This window comes from Rhizorhabdus argentea (genome assembly GCF_037861105.1).
In the GTDB taxonomy this organism is placed as follows: Bacteria; Pseudomonadota; Alphaproteobacteria; order Sphingomonadales; family Sphingomonadaceae; genus Rhizorhabdus; species Rhizorhabdus argentea.
On the sequence record NZ_JBANFK010000016.1, the window covers coordinates 75995 to 92913 of the forward strand.

Annotated in this window: 16 protein-coding genes; 10 read left to right on the forward strand and 6 right to left on the reverse strand. The window is 62.7% G+C overall.

Going from position 1 to position 16919, the window contains the following annotated elements:
* Positions 1 to 467: 467 nt before the first annotated feature.
* Positions 468 to 1829, forward strand: a complete 1362-nt coding sequence (gene gdhA / locus AAC645_RS14705; RefSeq protein WP_340317065.1) for an NADP-specific glutamate dehydrogenase — start codon at positions 468 to 470, stop codon at positions 1827 to 1829.
* Positions 1830 to 1866: 37 nt separating this feature from the next.
* Here gdhA and AAC645_RS14710 read toward each other — a convergent pair whose 3' ends face one another.
* Positions 1867 to 3000, reverse strand: coding sequence for an acyltransferase family protein (locus AAC645_RS14710; protein WP_340317066.1), 1134 nt, complete (start codon positions 2998 to 3000; stop codon positions 1867 to 1869).
* Positions 3001 to 3265: 265 nt separating this feature from the next.
* Between AAC645_RS14710 and rpsM the strand changes: the two genes are divergently transcribed.
* The 8 genes from rpsM (at position 3266) to AAC645_RS14750 (ending at position 10322) form a co-directional block, all read left to right on the forward strand.
* The gene (gene rpsM / locus AAC645_RS14715) at positions 3266 to 3634 is read left to right on the forward strand and encodes a 30S ribosomal protein S13 (RefSeq protein WP_046194300.1); all 369 of its coding nucleotides are present in this window, start codon (positions 3266 to 3268) and stop codon (positions 3632 to 3634) included.
* A 60-nt stretch (positions 3635 to 3694) separates the two neighbouring features.
* Positions 3695 to 4084 (forward strand): 30S ribosomal protein S11, encoded by a 390-nt coding sequence (rpsK, locus tag AAC645_RS14720; RefSeq protein WP_011952170.1) that lies wholly within the window; start codon positions 3695 to 3697, stop codon positions 4082 to 4084.
* A gap of 86 nt (positions 4085 to 4170) precedes the next feature.
* Complete coding sequence (locus AAC645_RS14725) at positions 4171 to 5232, forward strand: DNA-directed RNA polymerase subunit alpha (protein ID WP_340317068.1); 1062 nt, start codon at positions 4171 to 4173, stop codon at positions 5230 to 5232.
* Between the two features lie 192 nt (positions 5233 to 5424).
* Positions 5425 to 5847 (forward strand): 50S ribosomal protein L17, encoded by a 423-nt coding sequence (gene rplQ, locus AAC645_RS14730; RefSeq protein WP_340317069.1) that lies wholly within the window; start codon positions 5425 to 5427, stop codon positions 5845 to 5847.
* Positions 5848 to 5933: 86 nt separating this feature from the next.
* Positions 5934 to 8075 carry a prolyl oligopeptidase family serine peptidase gene (locus AAC645_RS14735; protein WP_340317070.1) on the forward strand — a complete coding sequence of 714 codons (2142 nt, stop codon included), beginning with the start codon at positions 5934 to 5936 and terminating at the stop codon, positions 8073 to 8075.
* A gap of 123 nt (positions 8076 to 8198) precedes the next feature.
* Positions 8199 to 8666, forward strand: coding sequence for a hypothetical protein (locus AAC645_RS14740; protein WP_340317071.1), 468 nt, complete (start codon positions 8199 to 8201; stop codon positions 8664 to 8666).
* A 65-nt stretch (positions 8667 to 8731) separates the two neighbouring features.
* Entirely contained in the window at positions 8732 to 9694 is a 963-nt protein-coding gene (gene trhO / locus AAC645_RS14745) for an oxygen-dependent tRNA uridine(34) hydroxylase TrhO (protein ID WP_340317091.1), read from the forward strand.
* Positions 9687 to 10322 carry a glutathione S-transferase gene (locus AAC645_RS14750; protein WP_340317072.1) on the forward strand — a complete coding sequence of 212 codons (636 nt, stop codon included), beginning with the start codon at positions 9687 to 9689 and terminating at the stop codon, positions 10320 to 10322. The genes trhO and AAC645_RS14750 overlap by 8 nt, the downstream gene beginning before the upstream one ends.
* Before the next feature lie 11 nt (positions 10323 to 10333).
* On the opposite strand, the gene AAC645_RS14755 is transcribed toward AAC645_RS14750, so the two are convergent.
* Positions 10334 to 11272: a hypothetical protein gene (locus AAC645_RS14755; protein WP_340317073.1), complete on the reverse strand. Its 939-nt coding sequence runs from the start codon at positions 11270 to 11272 to the stop codon at positions 10334 to 10336.
* A 186-nt stretch (positions 11273 to 11458) separates the two neighbouring features.
* Here AAC645_RS14755 and guaA point away from each other — a divergent pair, with 186 nt between their 5' ends.
* Positions 11459 to 13048 (forward strand): glutamine-hydrolyzing GMP synthase, encoded by a 1590-nt coding sequence (gene guaA, locus AAC645_RS14760; RefSeq protein WP_340317074.1) that lies wholly within the window; start codon positions 11459 to 11461, stop codon positions 13046 to 13048.
* A gap of 211 nt (positions 13049 to 13259) precedes the next feature.
* Here the strand turns inward: guaA and AAC645_RS14770 are convergent, their stop codons facing one another.
* The 4 genes from AAC645_RS14770 to AAC645_RS14785 all read right to left on the reverse strand — a co-directional run.
* Positions 13260 to 14480 carry a cytochrome P450 gene (locus AAC645_RS14770; protein ID WP_340317076.1) on the reverse strand — a complete coding sequence of 407 codons (1221 nt, stop codon included), beginning with the start codon at positions 14478 to 14480 and terminating at the stop codon, positions 13260 to 13262.
* Between the two features lie 156 nt (positions 14481 to 14636).
* Positions 14637 to 14924 carry a hypothetical protein gene (locus AAC645_RS14775; protein WP_340317078.1) on the reverse strand — a complete coding sequence of 96 codons (288 nt, stop codon included), beginning with the start codon at positions 14922 to 14924 and terminating at the stop codon, positions 14637 to 14639.
* A gap of 298 nt (positions 14925 to 15222) precedes the next feature.
* Positions 15223 to 16413 (reverse strand): cytochrome P450, encoded by a 1191-nt coding sequence (locus AAC645_RS14780; RefSeq protein WP_340317080.1) that lies wholly within the window; start codon positions 16411 to 16413, stop codon positions 15223 to 15225.
* Positions 16414 to 16664: 251 nt separating this feature from the next.
* Positions 16665 to 16919 (reverse strand): hypothetical protein (locus AAC645_RS14785; RefSeq protein ID WP_340317082.1); only part of this gene is annotated, 255 nt, incomplete at its 5' end.

Below are 16919 nucleotides of genomic sequence, written 5' to 3' on the forward strand. Positions count from 1 at the left end.
GTCAAAGTCACTTTGGCTTTGTCGTATTTTGGTGCATGTTCCCTGCACAATGGAACAGCAACCGGTTAGGCGGCGTAGACGGAGGCGATCCTCGAAGGCCCGGCGCGAGAGCCTCGCGTGGCTGGCCTATGTGATCAGCCTGGCCAGGCGTGCCTATTCCTGGGTCGGGCTGATTGCGATCCTCGCGGTGATACTGACGCTTGGATTGGGCATGCCTTTGACACTACTGGATTCGGTGCTCGGCTTCTGGAAGCATTGGTAAGGCTGCGCCGCGCCTATTCCCGACACACTGCCTGTCTCCCCGCAGCTCGGTCGAACTATGGGCGCTGCCCCGCTTCGAGGTTGATTCATGCTATTAATTTCCGCCGAAACCACTTGCTAGCGTAACGGAATCGCGGGATGCCTCTGGTCGCGGACGCCGAGTCTCACGGGGATACGGTCAGCGTCTTAGGAGCAGGGGATAACCAATGGCAGTTTCCGATCATGTCGATCTCTCGTCATTCGTCGAGGGTGTAAAGAAACGCAATCCCGGCCAGCCGGAGTTCGCACAGGCGGTGCAGGAAGTCGCCGAGGACATCTTCGACTTCATCGCCGACAAGGAGCAGTATCACAAATACCAGATCCTGCGCCGCATCGCCGAGCCCGACCGTGTGATCAGCTTCCGCGTGTGCTGGGAAGACGATGGCGGCAATATCCGCGTGCAGCGTGGCTGGCGCGTCCAGAACAACAATTCCATCGGGCCGTACAAGGGTGGCATCCGCTTCCATCCGTCGGTTACCGAGAGCGTGCTCAAGTTTCTGGCCTTCGAGCAGACCTTCAAGAACGCGCTGACCGGGTTGCCGATGGGCGGCGGCAAGGGCGGCTCGAACTTCAATCCCAAGGGCAAGAGCGCGAACGAAGTCATGCGCTTCTGCCAGAGCTTCATGAACGAGCTCTATCGCCACATCGGTGCGAACACCGACGTTCCCGCGGGCGACATCGGCGTCGGCGGCCGCGAGATCGGCTACATGTTCGGCCAGTATAAGCGCCTCACCAACGAGTTCACCGGCGTTCTTACCGGCAAGGGCCTCGAATATGGTGGCTCGCTGATCCGCACCGAAGCCACCGGCTATGGCGCCGTCTACTTCCTGCTCGAGATGCTGAAGACCAAGGGCAAGGATTTGGTTGGCCTCAACGCTGTCATCTCGGGTTCGGGCAATGTCGCCACGCACGCGGCCGAGAAGATCAACCAGCTCGGCGGCAAGGTGCTGACCCTGTCGGATTCCGAGGGCTATATCTACGATCCGGACGGCATCTCCCAGGAGAAGGTCAACTGGATCAAGGATCTGAAGAACAAGCGTCGTGGCCGCATCTCGGAATATGTCACGGAGTTCAAGGGCGCCCAGTTCCATGGCAATGGCGCACGTCCGTGGAGCGTCCCCTGCGATGTGGCGGTGCCTTGCGCAACGCAGAACGAGCTGAACGCGGACGAGGCCGCAACGCTGGTCAAAAATGGCTGCTTCGCGGTGTCGGAAGGCGCCAACATGCCGACCACGCTGGAAGGCACGCACGTCTTCAAGAAGGCCAAGATCCTGTTCGCGCCCGGTAAGGCCGCCAATGCCGGCGGCGTCGCGGTATCCGGTCTCGAGATGAGCCAGAACTCGGCCCGCATCTCGTGGAAGGAAGAGGAATTGCAGCGCCTTCTGATCGACATCATGCAGGGCATCCACTCGCGCTGCGTCGAATATGGCGGCTCGGCCGGCTCCGATCACATTGATTATGTGAAGGGCGCCAACATCGCCGGCTTCAAGAAGGTCGCCGACGCGATGCTGGCCTACGGCGTGGTGTGATCGACCGCCACCAAGGCTGAAGGACAGGGGCGTCCGCTCAGGAGTGAGCGGGCGCCTTTTCCTTGACCGCGAGACGCCCGGTGGGGCGTATGCCGCGCTTTAGGAAGTGGCGCTCCACCAGCCACCAGCTGACGACGCCGGCAGATAGCGCGAGGATCAGCGATAGCAGCACGAACATAGGGAAGGGCAGATCGAGCGTCGCGATCAGCATCTGCTGGATGACGAAGGCATAAAGATAGGTGCCGTAGGAAAAATCGCCGTAGCGAGCGGCGCCCGACAGGGCGATGGCCGGGTGAAAGGCGAGCCACAGGACCAGATAGGCGAGAACGGGCGGGGTGAGCAGATGCGCCGCGACGATGCCAATGGAGCCGCGGCCGCCGAGGTGGAAGGCCATGAAGCAGGCGATCACGCCCGCACCCAGCAGCGGCGTCGAGCGGGGGATGCTGTCGCGGTAAAGATAGCCGATCATGCCCGCGAGGAAATTGGGAAGTATCTGGAACCAGAGGTAGGGCCAGCCGATCGCGGCCCGGACCAGCTCGGCACCGCCCGGTCTGCGGCCGCTGAGATCGAGCCAGCACCAGATCACGAGGATGGCAGCATAGATCAACGGCAGGGCCAGCCGCTGCACAGGCCGGGCGAGGATGCCGAGCATCAGCACGCCGAGATAGCATAGGAACTCATATTTGATGCTCCACAGCGAGCCGTTGATCGCCGGGCCCGGGTTGGCGGTGAACAGCGCGGGCAGGGGGAAATGGTTGGCAAGCAACAGATTGCCGCCGATCGTCCGCGCGACTTCGCCGCTCCCGATCGCGAAGCCTGGCGCGAACAGCGGCGTGATCACGAAGGCGCATATGGTGGTGGCCGCCAGATAGCCGGGATAGATGCGGCGGACGCGCTTGATCATGAAGGCGCGGTTCGAGGCCGATCGTTCGTGGCTGCGAGCGATCAGAAACCCGCTGATGATGAAGAACACCCAGACGCCGATTTCGCCGCTGTTGTAATAGCCATTGGTGACGATCGACAGCGGCTCCCGTTCCTCGCTGCCGAAGCGTAGCGCATAGCTGTGCGAGAAGACCACCAGTAGCGCCATCGCCAGCCGGATCGCGTCGAAGTTATTGTGTCCGAAATGGCTGCTGTCGGATGGAACGAGCCGTCTGGTCGTCGCGATCACCTAACCCCCCATGAACTTTCGATCCCGTCTTGCCTGATTATACGCTTCAAGCCCATATCCGCCGGATCTTCGCCGGATCGCCGGACCCCGGGTTGACACGACTCGCGCACCTGACTAGTGACCCTCGCTTCCATAACCTTCCAACCGGTACCGCTTCGCGCGTGTGCCGTGTTTGCTGCGTTCTGGGGGGCGGCCCCGGTCCAATGGGGCGAGCGTCGAGATGGAGCGGTCTGCCAGCCGCACCGTGGAGCAGGAGAATAGCACAGTGGCACGTATCGCGGGTGTAAATATCCCGACCAACAAGCGCGTCGAAATCGCGCTGACCTACATTCACGGCATTGGTTCGACCAAGGCCAAGGAAATCACCACCAAGCTCGGTATTGAGCCGCAGCGTCGCGTCCAGGACCTCAGCGATCAGGAAGTTCTCCAGATCCGCGAGGCGATCGACGCCAGCTATACCGTGGAAGGCGATCTTCGCCGCCAGGTGGCGATGAACATCAAGCGCCTGATGGATCTGGCCTGCTATCGCGGCCTGCGTCATCGCAAGGGCCTGCCGGTCCGCGGGCAGCGCACGCATACCAATGCGCGCACCCGCAAGGGCAAGGCCAAGCCGATCGCCGGCAAGAAGAAGTAATGGGCTTGAGCGCCGGGCTTTTGCTCCGGCGCTCGCTCCTTCAGGTAGGAAACGGATAATATGGCACGTGAACCTCAGCGCATTCGCCGCCGCGAGCGCAAGAACATCACCGCCGGCGTCGCGCATGTGAACGCCAGCTTCAACAACACGATGATCACGATCACCGACGCGCAGGGCAATGCGATTGCCTGGTCGTCGGCCGGCATGATGGGTTTCAAGGGCAGCCGCAAGTCGACGCCCTACGCCGCTCAGGTCGCTGCCGAAGACGCGGGCAAGAAGGCTGCCGAGCATGGCGTCCGCACCCTCGAGGTCGAGGTGAAGGGTCCCGGATCGGGCCGCGAGTCGGCGCTGCGCGCGCTGCAGGCGGTCGGATTCCACATCACGTCGATCCGCGACGTTACGCCGATCCCGCATAATGGCGTGCGCCCTTCCAAGCGTCGTCGCGTCTGATCCGGCGCGGAAGGCCCCGTGCCTTCCGCTCTCAACGATTTCCGGCAGGTTGCCTCCCGCGCCTGCCATACCCCAAGGGGAACACAGTGGCTGTCAACGCAAAGAACTGGCAGGAACTCAAGAAGCCGAACGGCCTCGAAAAGAAGTCGGGCGGCGATAGCAAGCGCAGGGCGACCTTCGTCGCCGAGCCGCTCGAGCGGGGCTTCGGCCTGACGCTCGGCAATTCGCTGCGCCGCGTGCTGCTGTCCTCGCTGCAGGGCGCGGCCGTCACCTCGATCAAGATCGAGAACGTGCTTCACGAGTTCTCGTCGCTCGCGGGTGTTCGCGAGGACGTGACCGATATCGTGCTCAACGTGAAGCAGATCGCGCTCAAGATGCAGGGTGAGGGGCCGAAGCGCCTCCAGCTCTCGGCGACCGGGCCTGCCGAAGTCACCGCAGGCATGATCGCCGCCACCGGCGACATCGAGGTGATGAACCCCGATCTGGTGATCTGCCACCTCGACGATGCCGCGACGCTCAACATGGAGCTTACTGCGGACATTGGGAAGGGCTATATCACCGCCGCGGCAAATCGCCCGGTGGACGCGCCTATCGGCCTGATCCCGGTCGACGCGCTCTACTCGCCGGTCCGTCAGGTCGCCTACAAGGTCGAGAACACCCGCGTTGGGCAGGAGCTTGATTATGACAAGCTGACGCTCACGATCGAGACCGACGGCACGGTGACCCCGGAGGATGCGCTCGCTTATTCGGCGCGCATCCTGCAGGACCAGCTCCAGCTGTTCGTCCACTTCGACGACGGCATGGCGATCTCGGCGCCAACCGCGGGCACTGCCTCCCCGGCAACCGGCGGTGCGGAGCCCGAAGGGGACGCCAACCAGCTCAACCGCTATCTGCTCAAGAAGGTGGACGAGCTCGAGCTCAGCGTCCGCTCGGCGAACTGTCTCAAGAACGACAACATCATCTACATCGGCGATCTGGTTCAGAAGACCGAAGCCGAGATGCTGCGCACGCCGAACTTCGGTCGCAAGTCGCTCAACGAGATCAAGGAAGTCCTCGCCTCGATGGGCCTGCGCCTGGGTATGGAAATCCCCGGCTGGCCGCCCGAGAATATCGAGGAAATGGCCAAGAAGCTCGAACAGGAATTCTGATGAGGCGGGGAGTTAAGGCTCCCCTCCCGTCATCCCAGCGAAAGCTGGTATCTCCGTGTTCTTCCTTGTCTGAGGAAGAGAGATTCCAGCGTTCGCTGGAATGACGGAGAACAGGGGAATGGGCGGCGCCCTGAACGGCCGCCTGGCTTGGGGTACCTGACACGGCCCTCTGACAAACGAAGGGAAAATATCATGCGCCATCGCGTAGGCGGTCGTAAGCTTCAGCGGACCGGATCACATCGTACCGCCCTGTTCCGCAACCAGTCGGCAGCGCTCATCAAGCATGAGCAGATCGTCACGACCCTCGCCAAGGCGAAGGAGCTTCGCCCCTATGTCGAGAAGCTCGTGACGCTCGCCAAGAAGGGTGGCCTCGCCAATCGTCGCCTCGCGCATGCGCGCCTGCTCGACGATACCCAGCTCCGGAAGCTGTTCGACGTGCTGGCCGAGCGCTACGCATCGCGGAACGGCGGCTATACCCGCATCATCAAGGCGGGCATCCGCGCTTCGGACGCAGCCTCGATGGCGATCATCGAGTTCGTCGACCGTGACGTCTCGGCCAAGGGCCAGGACTCGGGCCCGGTTGCGAGCGACGAGGATGTCGCCGAAGCCGCCTGATCGGTTTCACTGCCGACGGCATTGCAAAGAGAGCCGCGGGCGCTACGCTCGCGGCTCTTTTCGTTTGTGCTGCGAAAGACCGCCTGATGCCGCCGATCCGGGTGCGCGCCACCTTCCTTGCCCTGTTGACGATGAGCATCACCTTGTCCGCGACCTCCGCCCAGCCCGCCGCCATCGCCTATCCGGTTGCACCTCGCGACGACATCGTCGACATGCAGTTCGGCGAGGCCGTGGCGGACCCCTATCGCTGGCTCGAGAACGATGTGCGCACCGACAAGGCCGTTGCCAGCTGGGTCGATGCCGAAAACAAGCTGACCGACAGCTACCTGCAGTCGCTGGGCGGTAGCCGCCATGCGATCAAGGCCCGGCTCGAGACGCTTTGGAACTACGAGCGATACGGCGTGCCGCGGAAGCGCGGCGCACGCTATTTCTACGCCTACAACAGCGGGCTTCAGAATCAGCCGGTGCTGCTGGTGCGCGATGGGCTGGCCGGCAAGGAGCGCGAGCTGCTGGATCCCAATCGGTGGGCCAGCGACGGTGCCACCGCGCTGGACGACTGGCGCCCGTCGAACGATGGCGATCTGCTGGTCTATTCGGTCCAGGACGGCGGCAGCGACTGGCGGACACTGCGCGTCCTCGATGTCCTCACCGGCAAGACGCTCGCGGATGAGATCAAATGGGTGAAGTTCTCGGCTCTCGCCTGGGATAGCGACGGCAAAGGTTTCTTCTATTCGCGCTTCCCGGAGCCGAAGGATGGGGGCGCGTTCCAACAGCTCAACCTGGATCACCAGGTCTATTATCACCTGATCGGTACGCCGCAGTCTGCAGACCGCCGTCTATATGCCACGCCGGCCAAGCCGCAGCTCAACCATCGTGTGGAGACGACCCAGGACGGCCGCTATGCGCTCATCACGTCGAGCGCCGGCACCGACGAGCGATATGAACTGACCTTGTTCGATCTGGCCGAGCACCAACCCCGGCCGAGGAAACTGATACGCGGTTTCAAGCACGAATGGGCGCTGGCCGGAAGCATCGGCAGCCAGCTCTTCTTTCGCACCAATCTTGCTGCCCCGCGCCAGCGCGTCGTGATGCTCGACGTGTCGCGGCCGCGGCCGAAACCGGTGGAGATCATCCCACAGGCCGCGGAGACGCTGGTCGGCGTTTCGCTCGTGGGGAGCCGGTTGATCCTCGCCTATCTCGGCGACGCCAAGACCCAAGCATTGCTCTATGAACTGAACGGCACGCTGGTGGGCGCCATCAACCTGCCGGATGTCGGCTCCGGCGCCGGCTTTGGCGGACGGGTCGGCGATCCCGAAACCTTCTTCAGCTTTTCCAGCTATGCGACACCGTCGACCATCTACCGCCTCGATACCTCAACCAACAGGATGGAGCTGTTCATCCAGTCGAAGCTGGCCTTCGATCCCGCCGACTATGCCGTCGACCAGCTATTTTACGCTTCGAAGGATGGCACCCGCATCCCCATGTTCGTCGCCCGCAGGAAAAGCACGCCGCCGGGGGCCCCGGCGTTGCTGTACGGCTATGGCGGCTTCAATGTCGCCATGACTCCCGCCTTTTCTCCGGCAGTCCTGGGCTGGATGGAGATGGGCGGCGTCTATGCCGTAGCCAATCTTCGCGGCGGCGGCGAATATGGCAAGACGTGGCATGATGCCGGACGGCTCAAGGCCAAGCAGAACGTGTTCGATGATTTTGTCGCCGCGGGCGAATATCTGATCGCCAGCGGCATCAGCGCCAAGGGGCGGTTGGCGGCTATCGGGCGTTCGAATGGGGGGCTGCTCGTTGGTGCGGTGATCAACCAACGACCCGACCTCTTTGCGGCGGCGAATCCCGGCGTCGGGGTCATGGACATGCTTCGGTTCAATCGGTTCACCGCCGGCCGATACTGGGTCGACGATTATGGCGATCCGGCGAAGAAGGCGGATTTCCGGGTGCTGCGTCGCTATTCGCCCTATCACAATATCCGGTCGGGCATCGAATATCCCGCGGTGATGGTGACCACTGCGGACACCGACGATCGTGTTGTCCCGGGTCACAGCTTCAAATATAGCGCGGCGCTTCAGGCCGCCGACATCGGTCCCAGGCCGCACCTGATCCGGATCGAAACCCGCGCCGGCCATGGCTCGGGCAAGCCCACCGATAAGATGATCGAAGAATATGCCGACCTGTGGGCTTTCCTGGGCCACTGGACGGGCATGGCGCTGCCACAATAAGCGTATGCGCGGCGCACCCGCTGTACCGGACATGTCGAAGACGCCATTCAGCTCACCGCAAGCAAGTAGCGGCTAATCGTAGCTGCTGTCATAATATGCGTATCAGTCAGTGGGGCGTGAATCATGTTCAAGGCATTCATCGGTTCGGCAGCGGCATTGGCTCTGGTGGCGAGTGCGAGTGCCCCCGCCCAGGCGCGGCCCTATTGGGGCGGCTATCGGCATCATCACGGCGGCGGCGATACCTTTGGCAATATCTTGCTAGGCGCAGTGATCGCCGGCGGCGCCATCGCGGTGGCCAGCTCTGTTGGCAAGAACAAGGGCGTCCCTTCGCGCCGCGGCGCCGACCAGCGCGACGATCTGCGTGACTCTGGCGATGATGCGCGCGAAGTGTCCTCGATCTGCACCAGCGCCGTCGAGAATATGGCCAAGGGTCCGGTGTCGTCGGTCGATTCCGTCGGCCGCGATGGCGACGATGCCTGGCGGGTCGACGGGGTGGTCCGCGGCGAACGCGGTGATCGTCAGTTCCTTTGCGACGTCCGCGAAGGCCAGGTCGAGTCGGTTCAGCTGCGCGAGCGTCTCGCAGCGCGCTGAAGCTGGTCGTGACCGCCGGTTGGCGCTAGAAGGCGCGGCATCCCACAGCTGCGCCAAGGTGCACCATTAGCGACCATCTTTCTCCAGACCTGCCGATCTGCGTTGCTGCGCTTTACCGTTTCACGCCGTTCGACGAACTTGAAGCGAAGCGCGCGACGATCGCGAGGAGCTGCTGCGCGCATGGCATAAAGGGTACGCTGCTGCTCGCCCGGGAAGGCATCAACGGCACGATCGCGGGTTCCGATGAGGCTATCGCCGTCATTCTCGCCCAACTCCGCCGACTGCCGGGCTGCGCCGATCTGGAGGCCAAGCAATCGCGGTCTGCCAGCATGCCCTTCCATCGCATGAAGGTGCGCATCAAGCGCGAGATCGTCACCATGGGGGAGCCAGACATCGATCCTCTGGCCAGCGTAGGCCATTATGTCGCGCCCGAGGACTGGAACGCCCTGATCGCACAGCCCGATATGATCCTGATCGACACGCGCAATGACTATGAGGTCAGGGCCGGCAGCTTCGTCGGCGCGATCGATCCGGAGACGCGTGCGTTCAGCGACTTCCCGGCGTGGTTCCGGCAGAAGCGCGGCGAACTGCTTGGCGACAAGGCTGCGCCCAGGGTCGCCATGTTCTGTACCGGCGGGATACGCTGCGAAAAGGCCACCGCCTTCCTGAAAGCGGAAGGTATTGGCGACGTCTATCACCTGCAGGGGGGCATCCTCAAATATCTCGAGACCGTGCCCGCCGAGGATAGCCGGTGGGAAGGCGAATGCTTCGTCTTCGACGAGCGGGTCACGGTAGCGCATGGCCTGGCACCTGGCAGCTATCAGCTGTGCCGCGCATGCCGCCACCCCATCTCCGCGGAGGATATTGCCTCGCCGCTTTATTCGGCCGGTGTGAGTTGCCCGGCCTGCCACGCCGATCGGACCGAGGCGCAGCGCAGCGGCTATGCCGAGCGTGAGCGCCAGACCCGCCTGGCCGAGGCGCGCGGCGAGCTGCATGTCGGCGCGGTGCGGGCTGCCCGGGATGGCTGAGAGGCCGGTCCTCTACAGTTTTCGCCGCTGTCCCTATGCGATGCGGGCGCGGATGGCATTGATCGTCAGCGGCACCATCTGCGAACTCCGCGAGGTCAAGCTCTCGGCCAAGCCGCCGGAAATGCTTGCCCTGTCGCCCAAGGGCACCGTGCCGGTGCTGCTGCTCCCGGACGGGAACGTGATCGACGAGAGCCTCGACATCATGCGCCGGGCGCTTGAGGCCAATGACACGGAAGGCTGGCTCGACGGCGACGATCCTGAGCTGATCGCCAACAATGACGGGTCGTTCAAATATCATCTCGATCGCTACAAATACCCCGGCCGCCACGGCAGCGATCCGCTGGAGCATCGTGCCGCCGGGCTGGCGATGCTCGCGGCCTATGAAGCTGTCCTGGCGCAGCGAGACAATTTGCGCGGTCCACGTCGCAGGTTGGCTGATATCGCAATCATGCCCTTCGTGCGGCAGTTCGCCGAGACCGATCGGCGATGGTTCGACCTGCAGCCGCTGCCCGCCTTACAGGCGTGGCTTGCGCGTCATGTCGAATCTGCCCTGTTCGAAGCCGCGATGGCGCGATTTCCCCCTTGGATCGCGGGCCAGCGGCCGGTTTTGTTGGGTTGGCCCGGATAGGGGCCGCAGTCTCATAGGCCATCGATCCCGTCCGGCGGCGCGAGCACGATCGCATCGTCTTCATGGTCGCCGCCGTTGGCGGCGCTCAACGGTAGAAGCATCAGATCGAGTTTGAGCGAGCCCATTTTGCCGTCGCGGGCAGCGCGGATCATATCGATAGCGGGCAGAGCCTTGGTGCTCCGGTCGAAGGCCGTCAAATACTGTGGTGTCGCCGGCTCACTCGTGACGGCGTGCATTTCCAGGCCCTGCGAGGTCGCGGCGGCGTTGAAGATATCGATGTCCCGCTGCGAGCCGGTGAGAATCACGCCCCTGAGGAAGTAGGTCGGCTCACCGAAAGTCGAACGAACCACGATGGTCGTTCGGCGCTCGCTCGCGAGCGGCGTGACGGCCAGTTCGGGCCAGGGAAACCAGTTGGCAAAGCGAGCGAGATCGGCGGTCAGGTCGTTTTCCACCGGTGCGATCGCGATATAGGTGATCATCCACTCCTTCGCGACCGGGCAGAACAGGTAGGTCTCGACCTTTTGCCCACGGTCGCGCTTCGATTTCACTTCGAAGGATGAACGCCTACCCGATCCTTCGGATTGCGAGGAAGGCCAGGCGACGGTTCCGCCACCGACTCGCCTGGCGCGATATTCCTCTTTCATTTCCTCATCGAAACGGGCGGAATGGTTGGTGCAGACCTCCGCCTCGACGTGCGCGTTGCGCGATCCCGGAAGAATATAAGGCGCAGGATAGATCTCGACCGTCACGCTCATTTCATGTCCCGCGGCGCTGGTGTCATATTGCGCGGCGACGTGAAGACCATCCGGTGAAATCTGCTGCAGGGTGCTTCGCTGGAACGGCCCGATCGACAGCGGAAAAGTGAAACCGCTGCCGACATGCTGGTAGCTAGCGGGAGCGGCGGTTCCGGTCGTGGTCGAGGCGTGGGCCACCTGTGCCACGAGAACCATCCAAATCATCTTCGCCCAGATATGCCTCATAGGTGCCCCCGCTAATAAGGCCGCGACCTCAGTTGCCATTTGATCCCCATATGTTCCGTTTGCTATGACTGTCGTCACGATGCAAGCCCCATTGTACCCATATTGGCCGCTATCTGGCGGCTGGACAGCCGCACCGTCCCCCATTATCGGCTCCCCATGACAGCCAAGCTTCCCGCCGCCCCGAAGCCCAGCAGCCAGCTGCACGACTCGATCCTGATCGTAGACTTCGGCAGCCAGGTTACCCAGCTCATCGCCAGGCGCGTGCGCGAGGCGGGCGTATATAGCGAGATCGCCCCGTTCAATGCTGCCGCTGCCGCCTTCGAGCGGCTGCAGCCAAAGGGCGTGATCCTGTCCGGCGGCCCTTCATCGGTGATGTGGGACGACAGCCCGCGCGCGCCGCAGGAGATCTTCGAGGCCGGCGTGCCGGTGCTCGCCATCTGCTACGGCCAACAGACCATGGCGCATCAGCTCGGCGGCATGGTTGCCCCGTCCGACAACCGCGAGTTCGGCCGCGCCTTCATCGACGTGATCGACGACTCGGCGCTGTTCGATGGGCTCTGGAAGGTCGGCGAAAAGCATCAGGTCTGGATGAGCCATGGCGACCGCGTCGAGGCGCTGCCGCCAGGTTTCAAGATCGTCGCAAGCTCGGAAGGTGCGCCCTTCGCCATCGCCACCGACGAGAAGCGTCGCTTCTATTCGATGATGTTCCACCCCGAAGTGGTGCATACGCCCGATGGCGGCAAGCTGCTGGCAAATTTCGCGAGGCATGTCTGCGGGCTGGCCGGCGACTGGACGATGGCCGAGTTTCGCGACACCAAGATCGCCGAGATCCGGACCCAGGTCGGCAGCGGCAAGGTCATCTGCGGGCTGTCCGGCGGCGTCGACTCGGCGGTGGCGGCGGTTCTGATCCACGAGGCAATCGGCGACCAGCTGACCTGCGTGTTCGTCGACCATGGCCTGATGCGGCTGGAGGAGGCGGATCAGGTTGTGGGCCTGTTCCGCGGCCATTATGGCATCCCGCTGGTGCATGTGAATGCCGAGACGCTGTTCCTCAACGGGCTCAAGGGACTCACCGATCCCGAAGCCAAGCGCAAGTTCATCGGCAAGACCTTCATCGAGGTGTTCGAGGCGGAGGCCGTCAAGATCGGCGGCGCGGATTTCCTGGCGCAGGGTACTCTCTATCCCGACGTGATCGAAAGCGTCAGCTTCACCGGGGGCCCTTCGGTGACGATCAAGAGCCACCACAATGTCGGCGGCCTGCCCGAGCGGATGAACATGAAGCTCGTCGAGCCGCTGCGCGAACTGTTCAAGGACGAAGTTCGCGAACTCGGCCGTGAACTCGGCTTGCCCGAGATATTCGTCGGTCGCCATCCCTTCCCGGGGCCAGGCCTTGCGATCCGTATTCCGGGGGAGGTCACCAAGGATCGGTGCGACATCCTGCGCAAGGCGGACGCCGTCTATCTCGACGAAATCCGCCGCGCCGGGCTCTACGACGCGATCTGGCAGGCCTTCGCGGTGCTGCTGCCGGTCCGCACCGTCGGCGTGATGGGTGACGGCCGCACCTACGACTATGTGTGCGCGCTTCGCGCCGTCACCTCGACCGACGGCATGACCGCCGACGTCTATCCGTTCGATTCATCCTTCCTCAGCCGCGTCGCCACCCGCATCGTGAACGAAGTGCAGGGCATCAACCGGGTGACGTACGATTATACGTCGAAGCCGCCGGGAACGATCGAGTGGGAATGAGGAAAGGGCGGCATCGTCAAGCGCTGCCACTACGACAGCCACGACCCGCTCCGGCAGCACCTGGCCGACTTCTTCGCCGCCTGTAGCTTCGGCCGCGGACTGAAAACGCTCAAGGGCCTCACACCCCAGGAGGCCATCCGCAAAGCGTGGCAAAAACAGCCAGCCCGCTCTTCACATCAGATCAGCAGCACCGAACTCCGGGACCAAAGATCTAGCGGCGATCAAACGACATCCAGAGTTCCCGCAAGCCATAAGGTGTATAACCCTCCAATGGGCGGCAGCTGGCGTTGCCCCGGCTGAACCGGAAGTTCTTGAGATGCTGGGTGAGGGCCTGGAATGCGAGGCGCAGCTCCCCTCGTGCAAGCTGATTGCCGATGCACAGATGGATGCCCGCACCGAAGGCCAAATGGCTCGTCGCGTTCTTTCGCTCGAGGTCCACGTCGGCGGGGCAGGCGAACTGGGCGGGATCGCGGTTGGCCGCGCCGAAGCGGAGTTCAATGATCGAACCCGCAGGCACGGTGACATCGCCAAACTGCACGTCGGCCAGCGCCTTGCGCCACAAGCATTGCAGCGGTGTGGCGGTACGCAGCGCTTCCTCGCCTAGCATCTTTGCGAGCGAGGGGTCTGCGTTGATGGCCTCCGCCAGCTGGGGGCGTTCGATGAGAATTCGCATGCCCGAGCCGAGCGTCGTCGTGGTCGTCTCATTGCCGGCGACAAGGATCTGAAAGATCAGGCTCTGAAGTTCGCGATTGTTCAACTGGCGCCCTTCGTCCGTCTCCAGGTTGGCCAGGCGGCTGAGCAGCAACTCGTCGGGTTCAGCCCGGACCCGCTCGATCTCGTGCGCCATATATTGCTGCATCTCGATGACGATCCGCGCCAGTTCGATCTGGCGCTCCGGGGTTACCGGACCTGTCGTTTCGACGGCCGCGTCGGACCATTTCTTGAACAGCGCGCGATCCTCGCGCCGAACCCCAAGCTGTTCGGCGATCACATACATCGGTAACGGAACCGCGAAAGCGTCGAGGAAGTCGATTTCGTCCCGATCGCCGAAACCATCGATCAGTTCGGCGATGATCTCGCTGATCCGCGGCTCAAGCCCCGTCACCTTGGCCGTTGTGAAGACCTTGTCGACGAGCGTGCGATAGGTCCGATGACTAGGCGGGTCGTTGGACACCAACGTGTCCATCGGCAACCAGCCCTCGCTCTCGAACATCGCGTTGGCTTCTGGCGTCCAGCGGTCGCCCAGAAACGGCGTCCGGTTGCTGAGAACCGACGGGTTCATCAACGCCTTGCGAACATCATCGTAGCGAGTGAGGACGTAATGTCCCGTGCCTGGGTCGTGGAAAACCGGCTGCTCGTCTCTCAACTTGTCATAGACCGGGAAAGGGCAACGTTGGACGGCCTCGTCGGTGAAGGTCAGCTGATCTATCACCGCTTGTCTCTCCTTAGCTGCAAGACACCATCAGGGCACATCTCTCAGATATCGCTCGAATATCGCGCAGCAGATGGTTCGAGTCAAGATAAAAGGAGTGAATATTCATTCCTATTTTGTGCACGAACGAGGCCCGGATCTATAAACAGCATTGAACTAACCCGCTGACGCAGGAGCGGCGTTGGTATCGGAGGCGATGGCCTCCTGATGGGAAGGTGGGGTGTTGGAGTCCAACCCCTGATCAGGAGGCCACCCATGACCCGACGCCGCGGTAGCGGCGAGCCCGCTGCATCGTCGCATGATGGACGACATGAGTTTCGGCAACCTGTCGCCGGCCACCCAGCGATCCATTGCCTTGGCGAGGTCATCGACCGAGTGGGTCGAGATGCCGGTCAGGCCTCCCACTTCCAGATCCATCAGCCGATGCGCGGCAAAGCCGATCATCTCGCGCAGGAAATCACCGTCGGCACTCTCCCCGGCAGGGCTTGCCGTTCATCGTGTCGCCGGTCATCGGGGTCTCCGTAAGGTGAGTTTCGCAACCCAACCTTATTCGAAGATGCCCGATGGCCACCGCGACACCACCGCGGCAGCATTGCCGGCTCGGGGCGGCATGGCCGCGGTCAAGGATTGCAGGAGGGTAGCGTCGATCGGCTGCCGGCCAGGGCACGATCAGAGAGCCGCATGATCGGATTGCCGGCGGCAGGCATGAGGCGAGACGAAGTTCCGCTGCGCGGCGCTTCCGCTATGCGAGCGCAACCCGAAGATGCGCTGTTTCGGAAACCGCGTTGGTGTCGAAGGTGCGCCACTCCCCCAGCATCCGGATGCCTGGAAAGCGCTTGATCACCGCCTTGAGTAACTCGCCGATCTCCAGTCGGACCAGTGTCATTCCAAGGCAGTCATATGGACCATTGCCGAACATCAGTGCACGGGCCGGAGGCCGCCCCAAGCGGAACAAGTCGGCATCGTCGAATTTTTCCTCGTCTCGCCCCGCCGACCGGACGGACACGTAAATCCAGGAATCGGCAGGGATGACGATGTCCTCGTACGCCACCGCCTCGCGCGCATAACGCATGATCGTTCCGAAACGTGGCCGCAAACGGTAGGTTTCCTCTGCCGCCGGGCCGACGAGCGATGGCTGGGCCAGCAGCTGCTCCCAGCGGCGGCGATCCTCCAGCAGGGTGCCGAAGGTAAGGCCCAGCTGATGGACGGTGTTGTCAATGCTTGCCTGCAGGATCGTCATGCCGTGCAGCGTCACCTCGTCTGCCGGAATCACGCCTTCCATCTGCAGCCGGATCAGCGCGGAGGTGAAGTCATCGCCGAGATTGCCGCGGCGTGCCTCGATATGCTTTTCGTTGAAGGCATAAGCCGTCCACAGCGCATCGATCGAGGCCTGCAGGCGACTTTTGTCGCCCGTCAGAATCGGCTGGACGATCGTATCGGAAATATGGGCAACCTCTGCCGCGAGTTCCATCGGCGCCGAGATCAGATGGCAATAGACCATCGGCGGAATCTTCCAGGCGATCTGCTGCATGAAGTCGACATCGGTCGGATCCTCGATGCCGTCGAGCGTCTCATCGATGATCGCCCGCATTGCTTTCTGCAGCTTGGCCATCTGCGCAGGTCGAAACAGCTGCGCCATGGGCGCGCGCATGTGCTCGCGTCTGGCTCCTTCGCTGGTGAGGAGTTGGCGTTCCCAATATTCCCGCGCCGGCCCGGAGGTCAGGCCGATATCGTCCAGTCTCTGGAGCCACGCCGGGCCCTTCTCCAGGCCGGGATGATCAAGCAATTCAAACCCTTGCCGGTAGCGCAGCACCTCCAGTCCGCGCGGACTCTGCGCTACCCAATACTGATGACGCGCCGTGACATACTCCTCGGCTAACGTCGTGTTCGCCGGCAGCTCTGGAAACGAGCGCTCCGCAGTAGTCTGGGTCATCGTCTCTCCTGCCATTTAGTGCTGCTGAGGTCTTTCTTGCCGCCACTATAGCTTGCACGAGGAGCGAGGGAAGGGCCGAGCCGCCGTGGCGGACTTACGAGAAAACAGCATCGACAAATCATGGTCCGTGCGGAACTGTCGTGGTCGACGATGATAGCTCGATGCTGTGAAGAAGGTTCCTTCCGGTTTCTCGTCGAGCAAGGGCCGCCGAGGCGCGCCTGATGCCGGCTCAGTACAATCGGGCGCTTCCGTTAATCGAGAAAATCGCGTGCGAGGCTCTCAAGCTGAGCGAAGCCCTCGCTTGCTGACGTGCTCTGCGGGCTGAGGATGATTTCCTGCAAGCCCAAGGACTCATATTCTGCGAACTCGGATTTGTGGTGGCGTGCCAACTCTACTTCCGTAGTCGCAAGCTGCATGGTCAATGCCGACAGATCGCGGCCGGCGGCCTTCATCATCGGGCCGAGCTGGTCGAGCATTTCCTTGAACTCGGGCAACGTCTTGAAGTT

Excerpts from the sequence above, each read along its gene's own strand:
- rplQ (WP_340317069.1), top strand. The coding sequence starts at position 5,425 with ATGCGCCATCGCGTAGGCGGTCGTAAGCTTCAGCGGACCGGATCACAT.
- gdhA (WP_340317065.1), top strand. The coding sequence starts at position 468 with ATGGCAGTTTCCGATCATGTCGATCTCTCGTCATTCGTCGAGGGTGTA.
- guaA (WP_340317074.1), top strand. The coding sequence starts at position 11,459 with ATGACAGCCAAGCTTCCCGCCGCCCCGAAGCCCAGCAGCCAGCTGCAC.
- AAC645_RS14780 (WP_340317080.1), bottom strand. The coding sequence starts at position 16,413 with ATGACCCAGACTACTGCGGAGCGCTCGTTTCCAGAGCTGCCGGCGAAC.
- AAC645_RS14750 (WP_340317072.1), top strand. The coding sequence starts at position 9,687 with ATGGCTGAGAGGCCGGTCCTCTACAGTTTTCGCCGCTGTCCCTATGCG.
- AAC645_RS14740 (WP_340317071.1), top strand. The coding sequence starts at position 8,199 with ATGTTCAAGGCATTCATCGGTTCGGCAGCGGCATTGGCTCTGGTGGCG.
- AAC645_RS14775 (WP_340317078.1), bottom strand. The coding sequence starts at position 14,924 with ATGATCGGCTTTGCCGCGCATCGGCTGATGGATCTGGAAGTGGGAGGC.
- AAC645_RS14735 (WP_340317070.1), top strand. The coding sequence starts at position 5,934 with ATGCCGCCGATCCGGGTGCGCGCCACCTTCCTTGCCCTGTTGACGATG.
- rpsK (WP_011952170.1), top strand. The coding sequence starts at position 3,695 with ATGGCACGTGAACCTCAGCGCATTCGCCGCCGCGAGCGCAAGAACATC.
- AAC645_RS14755 (WP_340317073.1), bottom strand. The coding sequence starts at position 11,272 with ATGGTTCTCGTGGCACAGGTGGCCCACGCCTCGACCACGACCGGAACC.